Origin of the sequence: Polyangium sp. 6x1, from assembly GCF_029946515.1 — a bacterium.
Taxonomy (GTDB): Bacteria; Myxococcota_A; Polyangia; order Polyangiales; family Polyangiaceae; genus Polyangium.
In genome coordinates this window covers 13,073-31,450 of the sequence record NZ_JARZHH010000014.1, presented here as the reverse complement: position 1 = coordinate 31,450, position 18,378 = coordinate 13,073, and the positions used below count along the sequence as shown (strand labels likewise).

At 68.0% G+C, this 18,378-nt stretch carries 12 protein-coding genes; 6 read left to right on the top strand and 6 right to left on the bottom strand.

Annotated features, from left to right (window positions below; translation table 11 throughout):
* Positions 1–352 precede the first annotated feature (352 nt).
* The 5 genes from QHF85_RS15780 to QHF85_RS15760 are packed head-to-tail and all read left to right on the top strand — an operon-like array spanning position 353 to position 9,774.
* On the top strand, positions 353–6,580 hold the full coding sequence (locus QHF85_RS15780; protein ID WP_348652740.1) for a HAMP domain-containing protein: 6,228 nt from the start codon (positions 353–355) through the stop codon (positions 6,578–6,580).
* Between the two features lie 32 nt (positions 6,581–6,612).
* Positions 6,613–8,712, top strand: coding sequence for a response regulator (locus tag QHF85_RS15775; protein WP_281328004.1), 2,100 nt, complete (start codon positions 6,613–6,615; stop codon positions 8,710–8,712).
* Between the two features lie 22 nt (positions 8,713–8,734).
* Positions 8,735–9,172: a hypothetical protein gene (locus QHF85_RS15770; RefSeq protein ID WP_281328003.1), complete on the top strand. Its 438-nt coding sequence runs from the start codon at positions 8,735–8,737 to the stop codon at positions 9,170–9,172.
* A gap of 8 nt (positions 9,173–9,180) precedes the next feature.
* Complete coding sequence (locus QHF85_RS15765; RefSeq protein ID WP_281328002.1) at positions 9,181–9,444, top strand: DUF5985 family protein; 264 nt, start codon at positions 9,181–9,183, stop codon at positions 9,442–9,444.
* 27 nt (positions 9,445–9,471) lie between these two features.
* Positions 9,472–9,774, top strand: coding sequence for a DUF5985 family protein (locus QHF85_RS15760; protein ID WP_281328001.1), 303 nt, complete (start codon positions 9,472–9,474; stop codon positions 9,772–9,774).
* A 12-nt stretch (positions 9,775–9,786) separates the two neighbouring features.
* Here the strand turns inward: QHF85_RS15760 and QHF85_RS15755 are convergent, their stop codons facing one another.
* From QHF85_RS15755 to QHF85_RS15740, 4 genes are read right to left on the bottom strand one after another with little or no spacing between them, the layout of a single operon-like run.
* The gene (locus QHF85_RS15755; RefSeq protein ID WP_281328000.1) at positions 9,787–10,350 is read right to left on the bottom strand and encodes a hypothetical protein; all 564 of its coding nucleotides are present in this window, start codon (positions 10,348–10,350) and stop codon (positions 9,787–9,789) included.
* Complete coding sequence (locus tag QHF85_RS15750; RefSeq protein ID WP_281327999.1) at positions 10,347–11,327, bottom strand: hypothetical protein; 981 nt, start codon at positions 11,325–11,327, stop codon at positions 10,347–10,349. The genes QHF85_RS15755 and QHF85_RS15750 overlap by 4 nt, the downstream gene beginning before the upstream one ends.
* A gap of 4 nt (positions 11,328–11,331) precedes the next feature.
* Entirely contained in the window at positions 11,332–12,546 is a 1,215-nt protein-coding gene (locus QHF85_RS15745) for a VWA-like domain-containing protein (RefSeq protein WP_281327998.1), read from the bottom strand.
* Between the two features lie 9 nt (positions 12,547–12,555).
* Positions 12,556–13,875: a MoxR family ATPase gene (locus QHF85_RS15740; RefSeq protein ID WP_281327997.1), complete on the bottom strand. Its 1,320-nt coding sequence runs from the start codon at positions 13,873–13,875 to the stop codon at positions 12,556–12,558.
* 162 nt (positions 13,876–14,037) lie between these two features.
* Here QHF85_RS15740 and QHF85_RS15735 point away from each other — a divergent pair, with 162 nt between their 5' ends.
* On the top strand, positions 14,038–15,468 hold the full coding sequence (locus QHF85_RS15735; RefSeq protein WP_281327996.1) for a carotenoid oxygenase family protein: 1,431 nt from the start codon (positions 14,038–14,040) through the stop codon (positions 15,466–15,468).
* A gap of 3 nt (positions 15,469–15,471) precedes the next feature.
* On the opposite strand, the gene QHF85_RS15730 is transcribed toward QHF85_RS15735, so the two are convergent.
* The gene (locus QHF85_RS15730; protein ID WP_281327995.1) at positions 15,472–16,536 is read right to left on the bottom strand and encodes a multiheme c-type cytochrome; all 1,065 of its coding nucleotides are present in this window, start codon (positions 16,534–16,536) and stop codon (positions 15,472–15,474) included.
* Positions 16,533–18,368, bottom strand: coding sequence for a hypothetical protein (locus QHF85_RS15725; RefSeq protein WP_281327994.1), 1,836 nt, complete (start codon positions 18,366–18,368; stop codon positions 16,533–16,535). Before QHF85_RS15725 ends, QHF85_RS15730 begins: the two co-directional genes overlap by 4 nt.
* Between the last annotated feature and the right edge of the window lie 10 nt (positions 18,369–18,378).

The following is an 18,378-nucleotide window of genomic DNA, read 5'->3' as shown; positions in this document are numbered from 1 at the left end:
TTGTGCCGCGCACAATCGGCGAGCACGAATTCCACAGGGGCATAAGGGTGTGCCCTACGCCGGAACCGGTGTGCGGCCGGATTCCGCAAAGGGGAGCCCTCGGTAGGATGCCCTTTGTTGCGGGCGGCGCGTCGTCGTCCCAGGGGGTACCATGCCCAAACGTGCTCTGGATGGATCGACCCGCGCTGCGCGGGCATCGAGCGCTCGTGAGAAAAGGGTCGCCGGCACCAAACCCGTCGGGTCCAAGTCCAAGAATGCTCCGGCGGATGTGAAGAAGACGCGGGGCCAGCCGAGCGCCGCACCCCAGGCGACGCACGACGCGGTGACGGGCGGCTTCCTCGATCGCCGCCTGATGCTCGAAGCGCTGACGGCGCTCAAGAAGGGCAATTTTTCGGTCCGGCTGCCCATCGACTGGGAGGGCCTCGATGGGAAAATCGCCGATACCTTCAACGACGTCGTCGAGCTGAACAGCCGGGTGACGAGCGAGCTCGAACGCGTGAGCCGCGTCGTCGGCAAAGAGGGGCGCATCGGCGATCGCGCGGCGGTCGAGGGGCTCTCCGGCGCGTGGGCGCAGAAGGTCGGCAGCGTCAATGCGTTGATCAGCGATCTCGTGCACCCGACGAGCGAGATGGCGCGCGTCATCGGCGCCGTGGCCAAGGGCGATCTCTCGCAGGCCATGGCGCTCGAAGTCGACGGCCGCCCCCTCGAAGGCGAGTTCCTCCGCACCGCGAAGACGGTGAACACGATGGTCGATCAGCTCGGCTCGTTCGCGTCCGAAGTGACGCGCGTGGCGCGCGAAGTCGGCACGGAAGGCAAGCTCGGCGGTCAGGCCGAGGTGCAAGGCGTCGCCGGCACCTGGAAGGACCTGACCGATTCCGTCAATTTCATGGCCGGCAATCTGACGGCCCAGGTCCGCAACATCGCGGCCGTGACGACGGCGGTCGCGAACGGCGATCTTTCGAAGAAGATCACCGTCGACGTGCGCGGCGAGATCCTGGAGCTGAAGAACACCATCAACACGATGGTCGATCAGCTCCGATCGTTTGCGTCCGAAGTGACGCGCGTGGCGCGCGAAGTCGGCACGGAAGGCAAGCTCGGCGGTCAGGCGGACGTGAAGGGCGTGGCCGGCACGTGGAAGGATCTGACCGACTCCGTCAATTCGATGGCCGGCAACCTGACGAGCCAGGTGCGAAACATCGCGGCCGTGACGACGGCCGTCGCCAATGGCGATCTTTCGAAAAAGATCACGGTCGACGTGCGCGGCGAGATCCTGGAGCTGAAGAACACCATCAACACGATGGTCGATCAGCTGAACTCGTTCGCGTCCGAGGTGACGCGCGTGGCGCGCGAGGTCGGCACGGAAGGCAAGCTCGGCGGTCAGGCCGAAGTGAAGGGCGTGGCCGGCACGTGGAAGGATCTGACGGACTCCGTCAATTCGATGGCCGGCAACCTGACGAGCCAGGTGCGTAACATCGCGGCCGTGACGACGGCCGTCGCCAATGGGGATCTCTCGAAGAAGATCACCGTCGACGTGAAGGGCGAAATCCTGGAGCTGAAGAACACCATCAATACGATGGTCGATCAGCTCAACTCGTTTGCGTCCGAAGTGACGCGCGTGGCGCGCGAGGTCGGCACGGAGGGCAAGCTCGGCGGCCAGGCCGAGGTGAAGGGCGTCGCCGGCACGTGGAAAGACCTCACCGACAACGTCAATTCGATGGCCGGTAATCTCACCGTGCAGCTTCGCGACGTGTCGAAGGTCGCGACGGCCATTGCGAACGGCGATCTGACCCAGAAGATCACCGTCGATGCGCGCGGCGAGATCCTCCAGATCAAGAACGTCATCAACACGATGGTGGATCAGCTGAGCTCGTTCGCGGCCGAAGTGACGCGCGTGGCGCGCGAGGTCGGCACGGAGGGCAAGCTCGGCGGTCAGGCGGACGTGAAGGGCGTCGCGGGCACGTGGAAGGATTTGACGGACTCCGTCAATTCGATGGCCGGTAACCTCACGGTGCAGCTTCGCGACGTGTCGAAGGTCGCGACGGCCATTGCGAACGGCGACTTGACCCAGAAGATCACCGTCGATGCGCGCGGCGAGATCCTCCAGATCAAGAACGTCACGAATACGATGGTGGATCAGCTGAGCTCGTTCGCGGCCGAAGTGACGCGCGTGGCGCGCGAGGTCGGTACGGAGGGCAAGCTCGGCGGTCAGGCGGACGTGAAGGGCGTCGCCGGGACGTGGAAGGATTTGACGGACTCCGTCAATTCGATGGCCGGGAACCTCACGGCGCAGGTCCGCAACATCGCGGCGGTGACGACGGCGGTCGCGAACGGTGATCTCTCCAAGAAGATCACCGTCGACGTGAAGGGCGAGATCCTCGAGCTGAAGAACACCATCAATACGATGGTGGATCAGCTCAACTCGTTCGCGTCCGAGGTGACGCGCGTGGCGCGCGAAGTCGGCACGGAGGGCAAGCTCGGCGGTCAGGCGGACGTGAAGGGCGTCGCGGGTACGTGGAAGGATTTGACGGACTCCGTCAATTCGATGGCCGGTAATCTCACGGCGCAGGTGCGCAACATCGCGGCCGTGACGACGGCGGTCGCGAACGGTGATCTTTCCAAGAAGATCACCGTCGACGTGAAGGGCGAGATCCTGGAGCTGAAGAACACCATCAACACGATGGTCGATCAGCTCTCGGGGTTCGCCTCCGAAGTGACGCGCGTGGCGCGCGAGGTCGGCACGGAGGGCAAGCTCGGTGGTCAGGCCGAGGTGAAGGGCGTCGCGGGCACGTGGAAGGACCTCACGGACTCCGTGAACTCGATGGCCGGTAACCTCACGGCGCAGGTCCGCAACATCGCGGCCGTGACGACGGCGGTCGCGAACGGCGATCTCTCCAAGAAGATCACCGTCGACGTCCGGGGCGAGATCTTGGAGCTGAAGAACACCATCAACACGATGGTGGATCAGCTCCGATCGTTTGCATCCGAAGTGACGCGCGTGGCGCGCGAGGTCGGCACGGAGGGCAAGCTCGGCGGTCAGGCGGACGTGAAGGGCGTCGCGGGCACGTGGAAGGACCTGACGGACTCCGTCAATTCGATGGCCGGGAACCTCACGGCGCAGGTCCGCAACATCGCGGCCGTGACGACGGCGGTCGCGAACGGCGATCTCTCCAAGAAGATCACGGTCGACGTGAAGGGCGAGATCCTGGAGCTGAAGAACACCATCAACACGATGGTCGATCAGCTCAACTCGTTTGCGTCCGAAGTGACGCGCGTGGCGCGCGAGGTCGGCACGGAGGGCAAGCTCGGCGGTCAGGCCGAGGTGAAGGGCGTCGCCGGCACGTGGAAGGACCTCACCGACAACGTCAACTCGATGGCCGGCAACCTGACGAACCAGGTCCGCGGCATCGCGAAGGTCGTGACCGCGGTCGCGAACGGCGACCTCAAGCGGAAGCTCTCCGTCGACGCGAAGGGCGAGATCGCCGAGCTCGCGGACACGATCAACGGCATGATCGACACGCTCGCGACGTTCGCCGATCAGGTGACGACCGTCGCCCGCGAGGTCGGCGTCGAGGGCAAGCTCGGCGGCCAGGCGAGCGTCCCGGGCGCCGCGGGCACGTGGCGCGATCTGACGGTCAACGTCAACCAGCTCGCCGCGAACCTGACGACGCAGGTCCGCGCGATCGCCGAGGTCGCGACGGCCGTCACGAAGGGTGACCTCACGCGGAGCATCAAGGTCGAGGCCCAGGGCGAGCTCGCGGCGCTCAAGGACACGATCAACGAGATGATCCGGAACCTGCGCGACACCACGCTGAAGAACAGCGAGCAGGACTGGCTGAAGACGAACCTCGCCAAGTTCTCGCGCATGCTCCAGGGCCAGAAGGACCTGCTCACGGTCGGCCGGCTGATCCTCTCGGAGCTCGCGCCCGTCGTCTCCGCGCAGCAAGGCGTCTTCTACACGATGGACGTCTCGCGGGAGGAGCCGATCCTGAAGCTGCTCGCGAGCTACGCGTACAAGCAGCGCAAGCACTCGGACAACCAGTTCCGCCTCGGCGAGGGGCTCGTCGGCCAGTGCGCGCTCGAGAAGGAGCGCATCCTGCTCGTCAACGCGCCGCCCGACTACATCACGATCACGAGCGGCCTCGGCGAGGCCGCGCCCGTGAACATCGTGGTCCTGCCCGTGCTCTTCGAGGGCCAGGTGAAGGCCATCCTGGAGCTCGCCTCGTTCGAGCGGTACAGCCCCACGCACCTCGCCTTCCTCGATCAGCTCACGGAGTCGATCGGCATCGTGCTCAACACGATCGAGGCGAACATGCGCACCGAGGATCTGCTCAAGCAGTCGCAGTCCCTCGCCCGCGAGCTGCAGAGCCAGCAGGAGGAGCTGCGCCAGACGAACGCGGAGCTCGGCGAGAAGGCGCGCCTGCTCGCCCAGCAAAACGTGGAGGTCGAGCGCAAGAACCGCGAGGTCGAGCAGGCCCGCCAGGCCCTCGAAGAGAAGGCCAAGCAGCTCGCTTTGACCTCGAAGTACAAGTCCGAGTTCCTCGCGAACATGTCGCACGAGCTCCGGACGCCGCTGAACAGCCTGCTCATCCTGTCCGAGCAGCTCTCGAAGAACACGGAAGGCAACCTCTTCGCCAAGCAGGTCGATTTCGCCAAGACGATCCACTCGTCCGGCAACGAATTGCTCGGCCTCATCAACGACATCCTCGATCTATCGAAGATCGAGTCGGGCACCGTCGTCGTCGACGTCGGCGAGGTCTGGTTCCGCGACCTCGCCGACTACGTGGAGCGCACGTTCCGGCACGTCGCGGACGCGAAGAAGCTCGAGTTCGAGCTCGACCTCGCGCCCATGCTGCCGCGCTCGATCCACACCGACGCCAAGCGCCTGCAGCAGGTCTTGAAGAACCTGCTCTCGAACGCCTTCAAGTTCACCGAGCGCGGCAAGGTGCGCCTCGAGGTCCGCACCGTTTCGGACGGCTACAGCCCCGAGAACGAGCACATCGGCCGCGCGGGCTGGGCGATCGCGTTCAGCGTGCACGACACCGGCATCGGCATCTCCGCCGACAAGCAGCAGATCATCTTCGAGGCCTTCCAGCAGGCGGACGGCTCGACGAGCCGCAAGTACGGCGGCACGGGCCTCGGCCTCGCCATCAGCCGCGGCATCGCGAACCTGCTCGGCGGCGAGCTGCGCCTGTCGAGCCATCCGGGGCGCGGCAGCACGTTCACGCTCTACGTGCCGCACGTGTACGCGGCGCCGCAGCGCGTGGCCCGCGTGCGCCCGGCCGCGATGCTCGAGTCCGCGAACGTGATCGCCGCCTACGAGGTGCCCGAGCCTCTGCTCATCGACACCCCGCCGCTCCTGCCGGTGTCGATCGAGGACGATCGCACGGTCCTCCGGCCGGGGGAGCGCTCGCTCCTCGTCGTGGAGAACGATCTCGCGTTCGCGCGGCTCATCGTGGAGGTCGCGCGCGAGCGCGGGCTCAAGGCCGTGGTCGCGCATCGCGGGGCCGACGCGCTCGCCATGGCGCGCGAGCTCAGGCCCGCCGCGGTTTCGCTCGATCTGCATCTGCCCGACATCGACGGCCTGCGGGTCCTCGATCGGCTCAAGCACGACCTCGGCATGCGGCACGTGCCGGTGCAGGTGATCACGACGGACGTCGACGAGCGCGAGCGCGCGCTGCGGATGGGCGCGCGGGACGTGCTGTCGAAGCCCGTCCGTACGCGCGACGCGCTCGCCCACGCGATCGGGCGGCTCATCGAGTTCATCGACGCGCCGCGGCGCTCGCTCCTCGTCGTCGAGCCCGACGGGCCGGAGCGCGCGGACAAGGTGCGCCTGCTCCAGCACGACATGGTCGACGTCCGCGTCGCCGGCACGCTCGACGAGGCGATGGAGATGCTCTCGATCGAGCGCCCCGACGCCGTCGTCACGGCCGTCGATCTGCCCGACGGGCACGGGCTCGACCTCGTGCGTCGCGCCTCCGCGATCGGGATGGTCGCGACCGTGCCGTTCATCGTGCACGCGCCCGGGAGTACGGCGCTGGCGGACGAGGAGCGCATCGAGCGGCTCGGTCACATCGGGGTCCTCAAGCACAGCCGCTCGGACGAACGCTTGATCGACGAGGTCGCGCTCTTCTTGCATCTGCCGCTCGACAAGCTCACGCCGCCGCAACGGCATGCGCTCGAGCGGCTTCACAGCTCGCAGCAGGTGCTCGCCGGCAAGCGCGTGCTCATCGTGGACGACGACATCCGCAACATCTTCGCCATGACGACCATCCTTGAAGAGCAGGGGATGATCACGCAGGCGGCGGAGACGGGGCGCGACGCGATCAAGGTGCTGGAAGAGAGCGCCGAGATCGACGTCGTCCTGATGGACATCATGATGCCCGAGATGGACGGATACGATACGATCCGGACGATCCGCGGGCGTGAGGAGTGGAGAGCGCTGCCGATCGTCGCGGTGACGGCGAAGGCCATGAAGGGCGATCGCGAGAAGTGCTTCGAGGCGGGGGCGACCGACTACATCGCGAAGCCCGTGGATCCCGAGCAGCTCTTCGCGCGGCTGCGGTTCTGGCTGCATCGATGAGCGCGGAGCATCCACCAAGAGGAGAGAGCGGCATGAAGCACGCTCGCGACAAGGTCGGGATTCTCGTCGTGGACGATCGCAGGGACAGGCTCCTCGCGGTCGAGACCATGCTCGCCGAGCTCGACGAGCGGGTCGTCCTCGCGCAGAGCGGGCGGGACGCGCTGCGGTTCCTCCTGCAGGAGGACTTCGCGGTCATCCTGCTCGACGTCGACATGCCGATCATGGACGGTTTCGAGACGGCGCGCCTCATCCGACAGCGCAAGCGCTCCCGGCAGACGCCGATCATCTTCCTCACCGCGTTCGGCGACGCGATCCAGGCGGAGAAGGGCTACGCGCTCGGCGCCGTCGACTACATGCTCGTGCCGGTCGATCCGGACATCCTGCGCGCGAAGGTCTCCGTCTTCGTCGAGCTCTACCGCAAGACGGAGGAGGCGAACCTCGCGGCGCAGGCGGTCGCCAGGAAGGCCGGTCAGCTCGCGGCGCTGGCGCGGGCGTCGCTCTCGATCAACGGGGCGCGATCGCTCGACGCGATGCTCGACGCCATCGCCTCGGGCACGCGCGCCGCGCTCGGGGCGAGGTCGTCGTTTGTCGCGCTCGTCCTCGGATCGAAGCACGGGACCGCCGCGTCCTCGGCGGGCGGCCTCGCCGCGCCGCGGACGGTCCCTCCAGATCCCGCGAGTGACTGGATCTTCACCCGCGTCGCGACCGCAGGGAGCGTCGTCACGTTGTCCGCGTCGGAGCGCGCGCAGAGGGATCCCGAGCACGCGGACGAACCCGGGCCGCTCATGGCCGTGCCGCTCGTCGGAGCGGACGGCACGTGCGTCGGGTGGATCGAGGTCACGAACGGCGAGGCCGACGGCTTCAGCGAGGACGACGAGTCGCTGCTCCTGCTCTCCGCGCAGCTCGCCTCGGTCGCGCTGCAGAACCTCCTCCACGCCGAGGAGCGTGAGGTGAGCCGGCTCAAGGACGAGTTCCTCGCGACGCTCTCGCACGAGCTGCGCACGCCGCTCACGGCGATCATCGGCTGGACGCGGATCCTGCGCGAAACCCAGCCCGACGCGGCCAAGCTCGCGCGCGGGCTCGAGGTGATCGATCGCAACGCCGGGGCGCAAAACAAGCTCATCGAGGACCTGCTCGACGTCTCGCGGATCGTCACGGGCAAGATGAGCATGGAGCAGCGGCAGGTGCGCCTCGCGTCGCTCGTCGAGGCCTCCGTCGACGCGCTCCGCCCTGCCGCGCAGGCCAAGGACATCACGCTCGTGGTCGTGTGCTCGGCGGGCAAGGACTCGGTCGAGGGCGATCCGGAGCGGCTGCGGCAGGTCGCGACGAACCTGCTCTCGAACGCCATCAAGTTCACCCCGCGCGGCGGCCGCGTCGAGGTGCGCCTGCGCCGCGTGGGGGACGAGCTCGAGCTCGCCGTCGCCGACAACGGCGAGGGCATCCGCCCGGACTTTCTCCCGTACGTCTTCGATCGATTTCGCCAGGGCGACAGCTCCAGCCGCCGCATGCACGGCGGCCTCGGCATCGGCCTCGCGGTCGTGCGGCACATCGTGGTCTCGCACGGCGGCACGGTCTCCGCGCACAGCGAGGGGCCGCGCTTGGGCTCGACGTTCACCGTGCGCCTGCCCTCGGCGTTCCTGCCCCGGGAAGGCGACGGCCCGACGCCGCCGCCTTACGGCAAATCGCGGCCCGCGCTGCCCGATCTCAGCGGCCTGCGCATCCTCGTGGTCGACGACGATCAGGACACGCGCGAGATCCTGCGCCAGGTCCTCGCCGCGCACCGCGCCGACGTCCGGATCGCGGCCACGGTGCGCGAGGCGATCGCGGAGCTCGACGCCGCGCGACCGCACGTGCTCGTCAGTGACATCGCGATGCCGGGCGAGGACGGCTACGACTTCATCGATTTCGTCCGTCGCCGCACGCCCGAGCGCGGGGGCGCGGTGCCCGCGCTCGCGCTCACGGCGCACGCGCGCGCGGAGGATCAGGCGCGCGCGCTCGCGGCTGGCTTCCAGCGCCACGCCGCCAAGCCGATCGATCCTGCCGAGCTCGTCCGCGCCATCGCGGGGCTCGTGGGCGCGCCCTGCGCGCGTGTGGAGACCGTGGAGGCGGTGGCCCTCCGCGAGGTCCCCTGACGGCGAGCGCGGATGAGTGGCGATGGCGGATTCGCACGATCGAGGCTCGAAGACGGAGAGCGGGATCAGGATGCCCGCGGGGCCCATTCCGGCAGAGCTCGCGCGCTTCATCCAGGAGCACGTCCACTCCCTCGAGCAGCTCGAGGTGATCTGCCTCTTGCGTGACACCGCGCCACGGGAATGGCGCGCCGACGAGGTGAGCCGCGAGATCGGATCGAGCTTGATGTCGATCGGCCGCCGCCTCGAGCACCTCGCGGAGCAGCGTTTCATCGGTGTCCGCCACACCGAGCGCGGACCTGCGTACCAGCACGGCCCTGCATCCGAGGAGCTCGCGGCGCTGATCGACGCCACGGCGAAGCTTTACAAGGAGAGGCGGCTCGCCGTGATCGACCTCGTCTACGGGCGTCCCGAGAGCGATCTCCGTGCGTTCGCGGATGCATTCATGCTGAAGAAAAAATGAGGGGGAGCATGATACCGGCCGTCGTGTACATCTTATGCACGCTCACGAGCCTCATCGCGATGACGCTGCTCTTGCGTGCGTATGCCGCGCGCAGGGTGCGCCTCTTGTTGTGGAGCGGCCTCTGCTTCGCCGGGCTCGCGCTCAACAACGTGCTCCTTTTCGTGGATATCATCGTCGTTCCGGAGCACGACCTATCGACGGTGCGGCAGGTCCCCGCCCTGATCGGGGTCACGTGTCTCCTTTATGGGCTGGTGTACGACTTGCGCGATTGAGGCGCGGGCAGGGGAGGGGATGCCGAGATGAACGATCTATTCAGCGGGGCCCTGATCCTCGGATTCGTGGTGATCGCGCTGTTTTTCCTGCGTTTCTGGCGCAGCACGCGGGATCGCCTCTTCGCCATTTTCGCGCTCTCGTTCACGCTCATGGCCGTGAACCGCCTCCTCCTCGCCATCGTGAAGCTGCCCGAGAACGATTTTCCCTATGTGTACCTCGTGCGACTCGTCGCGAACGCCCTCATCATTTTCGCGGTGATCGACAAGAACCGCGCGCACAAGCGTTCCGCCGCGTCCGACAGCGGAGCGACGCCTCGACCGATTCCCTGAAGGCGGAGAGGGTCACCCCGAGATCCACGGGCGGCGAAAGCAGCCGCTCCTCACCGCTTCGCGCTCGATCGCGCGTACGAGGTCCGTGGCCGTCGTGTCCTTGTCGATATGCGCCTGCGGCGCGCGCGGAAGGTCGAGCGGCACGATCGTGCCTCGGACGAGGAGCACGACGTCCGCACGTCCGTGCCAGCTGAGTGCCTCCTGTTCGTCTTTCATCACGCCCGCCGGGAACAAATAAAGGGAGAGCGAGAAGGCGTCACGCCGCAGCCCGCGCACGTAGCTGGTGTTGCCGCCCGTCATGACGGACACCCCGTCGACCTGCGCCGCGCTCATGCATTCCAAGGCGAACCTTTCCGAGTTGTCGCGTCCGAAGACGACCACGGTGCACGTTTCGGTGGCGCGCACGGAGGCGCACGCGTGGCAGCGTGGATGATCCCGATCGGGCATCTCGAACTCCCTACGCCCGCACTCGATGCAATGGCGGCAAAAGAGGGCGTCGTCGCATTGCATGCACATGCCGGCCTGTTCGCTGAACGTGTTCAACCGGCAACCGACGCATGCGCATTGCTTCGTCATGGGGAGCTTCGGCGCGGAGACGAGAGATGCTCCACGTGGACGAAGCTTACGCGCGAGAGCGTCTCGTCGTCCACGTGATCGAGCGCCTCCATCTCGATGAGCGTCACGGATTCCGGGCCGGCGGCGAACCAGAGGAGCGGGATCACCGGCCCGGCGCCGCAGGCGCACCACCAGCGATGAGAGGCTTCGAGGACGCCGAATCGCTCGCCGAGGACGACGGGGCGTTTTGCGTGGTAAAGGCGTGTGCTGCCGGGCGGAATCGGGACGGGGATCACTTCGCTCGCGATCCATTGCGCGTAGGTCGGCGCTTCCGGATCTTGAAAGAGAGACGTATGGCAAAAGCGCGTCCGACGATCGCCGCACGCCCTGCAACGCATCGGACCCGAGAGGAAATCCGACCCCAAGCTCGCCGGCCGCCGGGGCTCGGAAACCAGCGGCAGGAACGCATGCTCTCGATACTTTGCCGCGAGGATCCGCCGGCGCTCCTCGGGCGTCGCGTCCTTCAGAGCCTTCGCCCATGGCGAACGCTCCGCGATCGGGACGAGCACCGGTGGAATCAGCTCGGAGAAATGAACGCCGGCGAGCGTGTCCTCGCGCGAGAGGAGCTCCGATTCGACGGCGACGAGGCGGACGTCGGTGTGGTCGCCGTCCGCGCAGAGGTCGAAGCGGAGCTCCGGCACGACAAACGCGGCACATGAGCAGTAAAACGCCTGATCTTCGGCGATGACCACGAGCGGCGTACCCCGCTGCCACGGCGCGAGCGCGATCCAATCGTCATCCCAGCCCTCGCGGCCCGCGCGCTTCTCGAAGTGCTCGACCGAGAGGTGCACCCGGATCGGCGCCCCTCCGATCTCGAACGTCCCCCCGGGGCGGTCGTGGTAGTCGGGCTCGAAAAGCGTCGTTTGCAGGCCACGATCGTGCCGTGCGCCGCACGCGGGGCAAGACACCATTCCGAGGACGTCGTCGAAGGCTCCCATCGTTTTACCTATGCGTCACCGCACGCGGGCGCCGCTCGAGGATCGCTCGTTCGCCCCACGGGCACGCAAAACTCTGCGGCTTCGTGAGGATCCAGAGCGTCGGCACGGGCGGCGGCTCCTCGGGGAACGGGCCCTCGCCGTCCGTGAAATACACGATTCCGTCGGGCGCGTGGGGGCGCCAAAAACCCTCGGCGAAGACCTTGCGAAGATCGGTGCCGCCGCGCCCCTGCACATCGGTGATCGCGCCGGTGAACGGGTAGACGCGCTGGATCTCGCTATCGCATTCGACGACGGTGATCCGCGCCTCCTCCGCAATCAGCGCGAGCTGCTTTGCGATCTCGGCGAGCTCGGCGTCCGTCATGCTCATCGACGTGTCGATCGTCACGAGCACGCGCGGTCGCGCCATCGCGCGCGGCGACCACGCGCGCCCCGGGACTTCGCCGATCCGCGAGGGAAAACGCCGGCTCGGCCGCGCGAACGTGCCCACGGGCGTGCGCCGCCGCGACGCGAACATGCGCAGCGCCGTCTTCCAGTCGACGAAACATTCGGGCGGCCCGAGCACGCCGTCGAGCTCCGCGAGCAGCCGCCCCGGCTCCTTTCCTGCGAGCAACCTGCGTTCGGGCGGCCCCTCCGGCCCGACGTCCCCCGCGGCGTCCATCGCCCGCGCCACGAGCATCCGGGCTTGCTCCGCCGATCCGGGCGCACCCGCCGCGCGCCGGAGCAGCCTGTGCTCGTCGACGGTCTCGCCGCCCGGCGCGTGCTTGGCCGTGAATTTGCCGGCCCGCGCCGCTTCGAGCAGTTTTTCGTAACGCTCCAGGCTGCTCTGCCCCGCGCGAATGCCGAATGCCGTGTATTTTTGCCACGTGATCGGGTCGGGCAGGGGCTCCTCGATGAACTCGTTTGCGCTCATTTCGAGCGCCAGCTCGAGCAGCTCCGGCTCGGCCGGATCGGCGAATTTGGGGTGCGAGAGGTGCCCGAGGACCACGTGGTGCACCTCGTGCAGGAGCACGCCGCGCAGCCATTGCGGCTCGCGCAGGAACGAGTCGACGTTCACGTGCAGGAAAAAACGCCCTTCGTGGAGCGAGACGGCCATCCGTTTCACCGATGGATCCGCCACCGGCACCATGTTCGCGAGGACGGCCGTGTAATACGGGTAGCGCCGCGCGAAATCGCTCGTCTGCACGAAATCGTCGAGGAAGGCGCGGACGGGATCGACCATGATGTACCGTCAACCCGGGCGGATCGGGGTGATGCCGAGGCGCTTGCACGTCGCCACGAGATCGAGCGCCCATCGCTCGGGCAGCTCGGCGAGCAGCACGCCGAGGCTCGCGCGCACGACGTTGCTGCGCTTGACCTCCGCGAGCTTGGTTTGTCGTTCGAGGTGCGACGAGAGGGCCGTCACGGCGAGCCCCACGCGGTGCTGCTTCAAGGGCTCGGCGGCCCAGGTTTGCAGTTTTCGTTGCGCGGGGCTATTCGCGTAGCGTTCGCAAAGCTCCTCGGGGCGGACGTCGATGAGCGAGGTCGCCGTGGGGTTTCGCCCGAGCGCCTCCACGAGTTTGTCGCGCTGATCGCCGGGAAGATCCCCGAGCAGCGCCTCGAACGAGGCGAGCGTGATTTGCCGCTCGCCCGCGAGCACGCCGGCCTCCGGGCCTTCGAGCAGGCGCACGAGGCGCGTCGTGATCTCGTCGAGACGATCGGTCTGCCCCGCCTCGGCGAAGCCCCGCACGGCGCGCGAGAGATCGACGCGGCGATCGTAGTCGGCGAGCAGCGCGCGCACGTCGAAGGGCAGGCGGCTCGACCACACGCCGCGGCTCGAAACGACGAGCTCGATCCACGACGCCGGCAAATACCCCGAGAGCGCGTCGCGCAAGAGGCCCACGTTCTCGATTTCGTCGGGCCGCAGCGTCTTCAAGAGGTGCGAGACATAGGTCCACGTCCGCGGCGGGACGTCGTCGAGCACGCGCTCGTGCGCCTGCGCGATCGCGATGACGCCCGGGTGCACGTCGTTCACCTGCGCCCACGCGAGCCAGCTCGGGCGGTCGGCGCGCACGGGCAGGCTCAAAAAACGCGCCCGGAGCGCTCTGTCGAGCGGCGTGACGTGATACCCCTCGGTTTCGGGGTTGACGGCGGCGAAGCAGGCCCAGCCCGGCGGCAGCTCGTATCCGTGCAGGCGTCGCGCGCTGAGGAGCTGCAGGGCGGGCTGCTGGATGTATCGCTCGGCGCGGTTCAGCTCTTCGAGCATCAGGATGCCTGCTCCGTCCTGCGGCAGGATCTCGGGCACGGCGTAGCGCGTGCGGCCGTCCTGAATGACGGGCAGGCCCACGAGATCCGGCGGCTCGAGCAGCGACAGGTCGAGCACCACGTGGGCGATCCCGAGGCGATCGGCGAGCTTCTTGACGATGTCGCTCTTGCCGATGCCGGTCGGCCCTTCGAGCAGCACGGGGCGGCGCGCTCGATAGGCGAGCTCGAGCACGGCTTCGAGCCGTGGGCCGACGGGGATGTGCGCGGGGCGGCTTTCGAGGACGGGAGCGGTGGAAGGCTTTGCCACGGGATGCTTTCGGCTAGCACGTGCGCGGGCCGCCGCCACGCCCCTTCGGAGAGCATCGTTTCGCGGGGGCGTGGGCCCTTGCGCACGGAAACCGGCTTCCTTATCCTCCCCGACTCGCACACGAAGGGCGCGCGAGCCGCCCCGTCCACGCCGGAGAGAGCCATGACGACGTCCATGACTTCGAGCGCCGAGAGCCCCGCGCCGCCTTATCTTTCGGGTAACTATGCGCCCGTCGATCGTGAGATCACGGCGCACGATCTGCCGGTGATCGGTGAGATCCCGAGGGACCTCGCGGGCGTGTTCGTGCGCAACGGGTCGAACCCGCGATTCCGGCAGAAGGGGCGTTACCACTGGTTCGACGGCGACGGGATGATCCACGCGCTCGGCTTCGAGGACGGGCGCGCGCGGTATGCGAACCGCTGGGTGCGCACGTGGGCGTTCCTCGAGGAGGAGAAGGCGGGCGCGTCGCTCTGGACGGGCGTCACCGAGCGGCCCGATTTCACGAATCCGCGCGGGCCTTTCAAGGACACCTCGAACACCGACCTCGTCTTTCACGGGGGCCGGCTGTATTCGCTCTGGTGGCTCGGCGGCGCCGCGTACGTCGTGCATCCGAGGTCGCTCGACACGTGCGGCACGGAGACGTGGGGCGGCAAGATGCCCACGATCTCGGCGCACCCGAAGGTCGACGCGATCACGGGCGAGATGATGCTCTTCGATTACAAGCCCTTCCCGCCGTACCTCACGTACGCCGTCGTCTCGCCCTCGGGCGAGCTCGTGCACAGGACCGAGATCGACCTCCCTGGCCCGCGCCTCCAGCACGATCTCGCGATCACCGAGCATTTTACGTTGTTCTTCGACATGTCGATGCAATGGGACCCGGAGCTGCTCGCCGTCGGCAAGACGAAGGTAAAATATTTTCGGGACAAACCTGCTCGCATCGGCGTGCTCCCGCGCCACGCGCCGGGGTCCGAGGTGCGCTGGTTCGAGACCGAGCCATTTTACATGTACCACACGATCAATGCGTGGGAGGAGGGGGATCGGATCGTGCTCGTCGGCTGCAAGATCGACGCGCCCGTCGTCGGCGATCCGCGGAATCCGGCGCGAGAGGTGCCGGCGATCGGGTTCTTGCGGCTCGAACCGAACCTGTATCGGTGGGAGCTCGACTTGAAGACGGGCGCCGTGAAGGAGTCGCGGCTCGACGACGTGCTCACGGAGTTCCCGCGCATGGATAACCGCGCGCTCGGCCGGAAGACGCGGTACAGCTACAATCCGCGGCTCCACGCGTCCGCGCCGACGCTGCTCTTCGACGGCGTGGTCAAGTACGATTACGAGGCCGGGACGAGCGCCGTGCATTCGTATCCGGCGGGCCGCTTCGGCAGCGAGGCCGTGTTCGCCCCGCGCGTGGGCTCGGCGGGCGAGGACGACGGGTACCTCGTGACGTTCGTCGTCGACGAGGCGAGCGGCGAGAGCGAGGCGTACGTGCTCGACGCGAAGGACGTCACCCGAGCGCCCCTCGCGCGGGTAAAACTCCCGCAGCGCGTGCCAACCGGGTATCACGCGTGGTGGGTGCCGGGATCGGAGATTCCCGCGTAATGTTCAGGGCGGGGCGAGCGTGCCTTTCGCGAGGACGACTTCGCCCTCCACCACGGCCTGATCCGAGCTCTCTTCAATTGGGTGCTCCACCCGCTCGTAGGCGACTTGCCAGAGGATCGGCGCGCCTTCCGCCTTTTCGCCGAGCGAGAGCGTGATGACGGACGGCGCGCCGGGCATCACGCGATCGTCGCCCGTGAGCACCTTGATGGAGTGGCCGTCACGCCCCTTGCCGCGGCCGAAGCGCCGCGAGAGGTAACGGACGTCCTCGGCGAGGACGTTTTGATCCGGGCCCACGGCCTCGGCATGGACCGCGAGGCGCCGGAAGAGATCTCCCGTCGGGAATGCGTGTCCCACGGCGAGCGGTTCGAGATGGATCGCGACCGTCCCCGCGCCTCGGCGGGTGGCCGTGATGCGGACGGAGGCGCGCAGGAGCGCGGGATCCCGCGAGGCCGAAAATACGTGGCTGCGGTGCTTCGAAGCGCCCTCGCCCACGAGGGGCATGTGGCATTCGGCGCAGCTCGCGCCGGCGAACGGCGAGGCCCGGTGCTCGCTCACCGTCGATTGCATGAAGAGCGGCGTGAAGCGGCGTTCGGGGTCGGGGAAGGAGAACTCGTGGCAATGGGCGCAGGCGGAGGCCGAGGCGAAGTCGGCCGCGCGTACGACCGGGTGCGGCGCCGATCGCTCGATTTTCCGCGGGGCGGCGAGGACATGCGAAGCGTCACCGTGGCACGAGGTGCAGGCGACGCCGAGGGCGCCGAGCTCGGGCGGCGGATCCTGCATCGGATCGGCCTCCGGCGCGTGGCAGCCGCGGCAGAAGGGCAGGGGCTCGATGGCGAGGGCCCTTCGATAGGCCGGATCGTCGTGCGCCTTCTTGTGCAGCGACGAGCGCCATTCCGCGGCGATGTCCGCGTGGCAACCCTCGCAACGGGCATTCTCCTCGACCGCGTGGGCCGTGCGCGGCACGGGCGCGGGCCCGGGCATTCTCGTGGGCTCGGCCGATTGCGCGGCGGCGAGCCCGAGGAGCCCCGCGGCGAGCGTGGCGAGGAGGACGAGCCTTCCGGAGGTCATGGGTTCGCCTTGACAATCTCCCCGGTGCGCAGGTCGATGCGGATGTCCCGGTTCGTCCGGGCGGGTTTTCCGCACAGGAGCTGCGGCGTCGCGTTTTTCACGCCTTCCTGCACGGTCTTCACGAGCTTCTGGCCCATGGAAAAGCTCGGCACGAAGGCCACGAAATAGCGGCGGCCCGCCTCCTCGGTCTCGGCGAACCGCACGCCCGAGAGCTCCGTGTGGCCCTTGAGCGCGGCGCGGGTGAGGGGAAAGTCGAAATCGGGTGGGGCCACCTTCGCGAGCTTGTAGAGCACGACGAAGAGCTCCTTGCAGCCCGGCGTGCCGGGCGTGATGCGGGCGAACGCGTGGAGCTCGCTCTTTGCCGCAGGGCGCGGCGGAGGCGGCCCGCCCTCCCGGGGCTCCTCCGGGGCGTCGAGATCCAGCACCTTCGTGGGCTTTTTCGTGGAGAGCACCGTCACCTGGCCGCCGGCGCGCGCCGCGACGAGCGTCTCGTCGCCGCGGAAGACGATGTCAATCGGCGTGCCTTCTTCCTTGGGATCGAGCTCCGGCAGCGGGACGACGCGGAAGGTCTCCTTTTCGAGGGTCAAAAGCTCCTCGGTGCGCCCGGCCCAGATCGTGCCGTTCGGGTCGAGTTTCGCCCATTCGAGCGGGTGGTGGATGCCGTCGGGCGTGAAGGTCGTCCATTTCTCGGACGTATATCGATCGAGCCCTTTTTCGCGCACGAGCCAGAGCGCGCCGTCCTTCGTGCGGAAGGCGTCGTTCACGCTCTCCTTTCCTCCGGGCGAGATGTCGCTCCAGGCCGTGCCATTCCAGTGCGCCACGTAGGCTCCATGGTCGGCCGGCTGGGCCACGACGAGGACATCCTTCGGGCCGAGGACGTGGAGTCGCGAGCCGGGCAGGAGCGAGGTCACGGCCTCGGAGCCCGGGAGCACGTCGATCACCGACGTGCGCGAGCCTTTGGCCCACCGCTCCACGGCGAGGGGCCCCGCGCCCGATTGCCCGAAAAACGAGGGTACGTCTCCCTCGCGGCATACCTTTCCAAACCCGATCAGATCTCCCGATGAGAGCCGTTCGAGGTCGGCGTGCCCGAGCAGCTTCGTCTTGCAGCGCCCCGTGCCTTTCGCGATCTCGGGCGCGGGCGGGCTGCTCCCGCCGGCGCCGAGCACGAAGATCGGCTTCGCTTCGTCGAGCTTGGGATCGTTGATCTCGTAGAGCGTCCGATCTCCCCAGGGCGCGGCCGAATAGATCGCGCCTGCGTAATACGCGGACGAGACGGCGGGCGGCATGGGTTTGTCGGGGTCGCGCGCCCAGGCCGAGCCTTTCCAGGAATAAAACACGTCCTCGCCGCCGCGCTCGCCGGGCAGGTTGAGCCCGAGCTTGCCGTGGTTCGGCGGATCCCCCGTGATCCACATGACGTAAAATGCATTTGGCTCGCCGAGGCCTTTGAGCCCGGCGTAGAGGCTCCCGTCGACCCGCGCGCCGCTTCCGTCGATGCGAATGGGCGTCGAGAGGTAATCGCCGCTGATCGCCGCGACGAACGAGGGGAGCGCAATCATCCGAAAGCTCGACTGCCCGTGCACGACCAGGGGGTGGAAGGGGCTCGGCGGGCGCGCGAGTTTTTCAGATGCGGCGGCGGGGCCCGACGTTTCTTGCGTGGAGGACGCGTCGGCGGGCGGCGGCGCCGTGCTCGCGCGTGGAACCTCGGCGCCTGTGGGCTTCGAGGGGGGCGCGTCGACCTTCGCCGGGCTTTGCGGCGCGCCGCATCCGAGGGGGAGAGCGGCGAGCAGCGCGGCGAGGGCAGGGGAGGGCGAGCGGCGGGCGCGGGAGGCCATGCCCGACGAT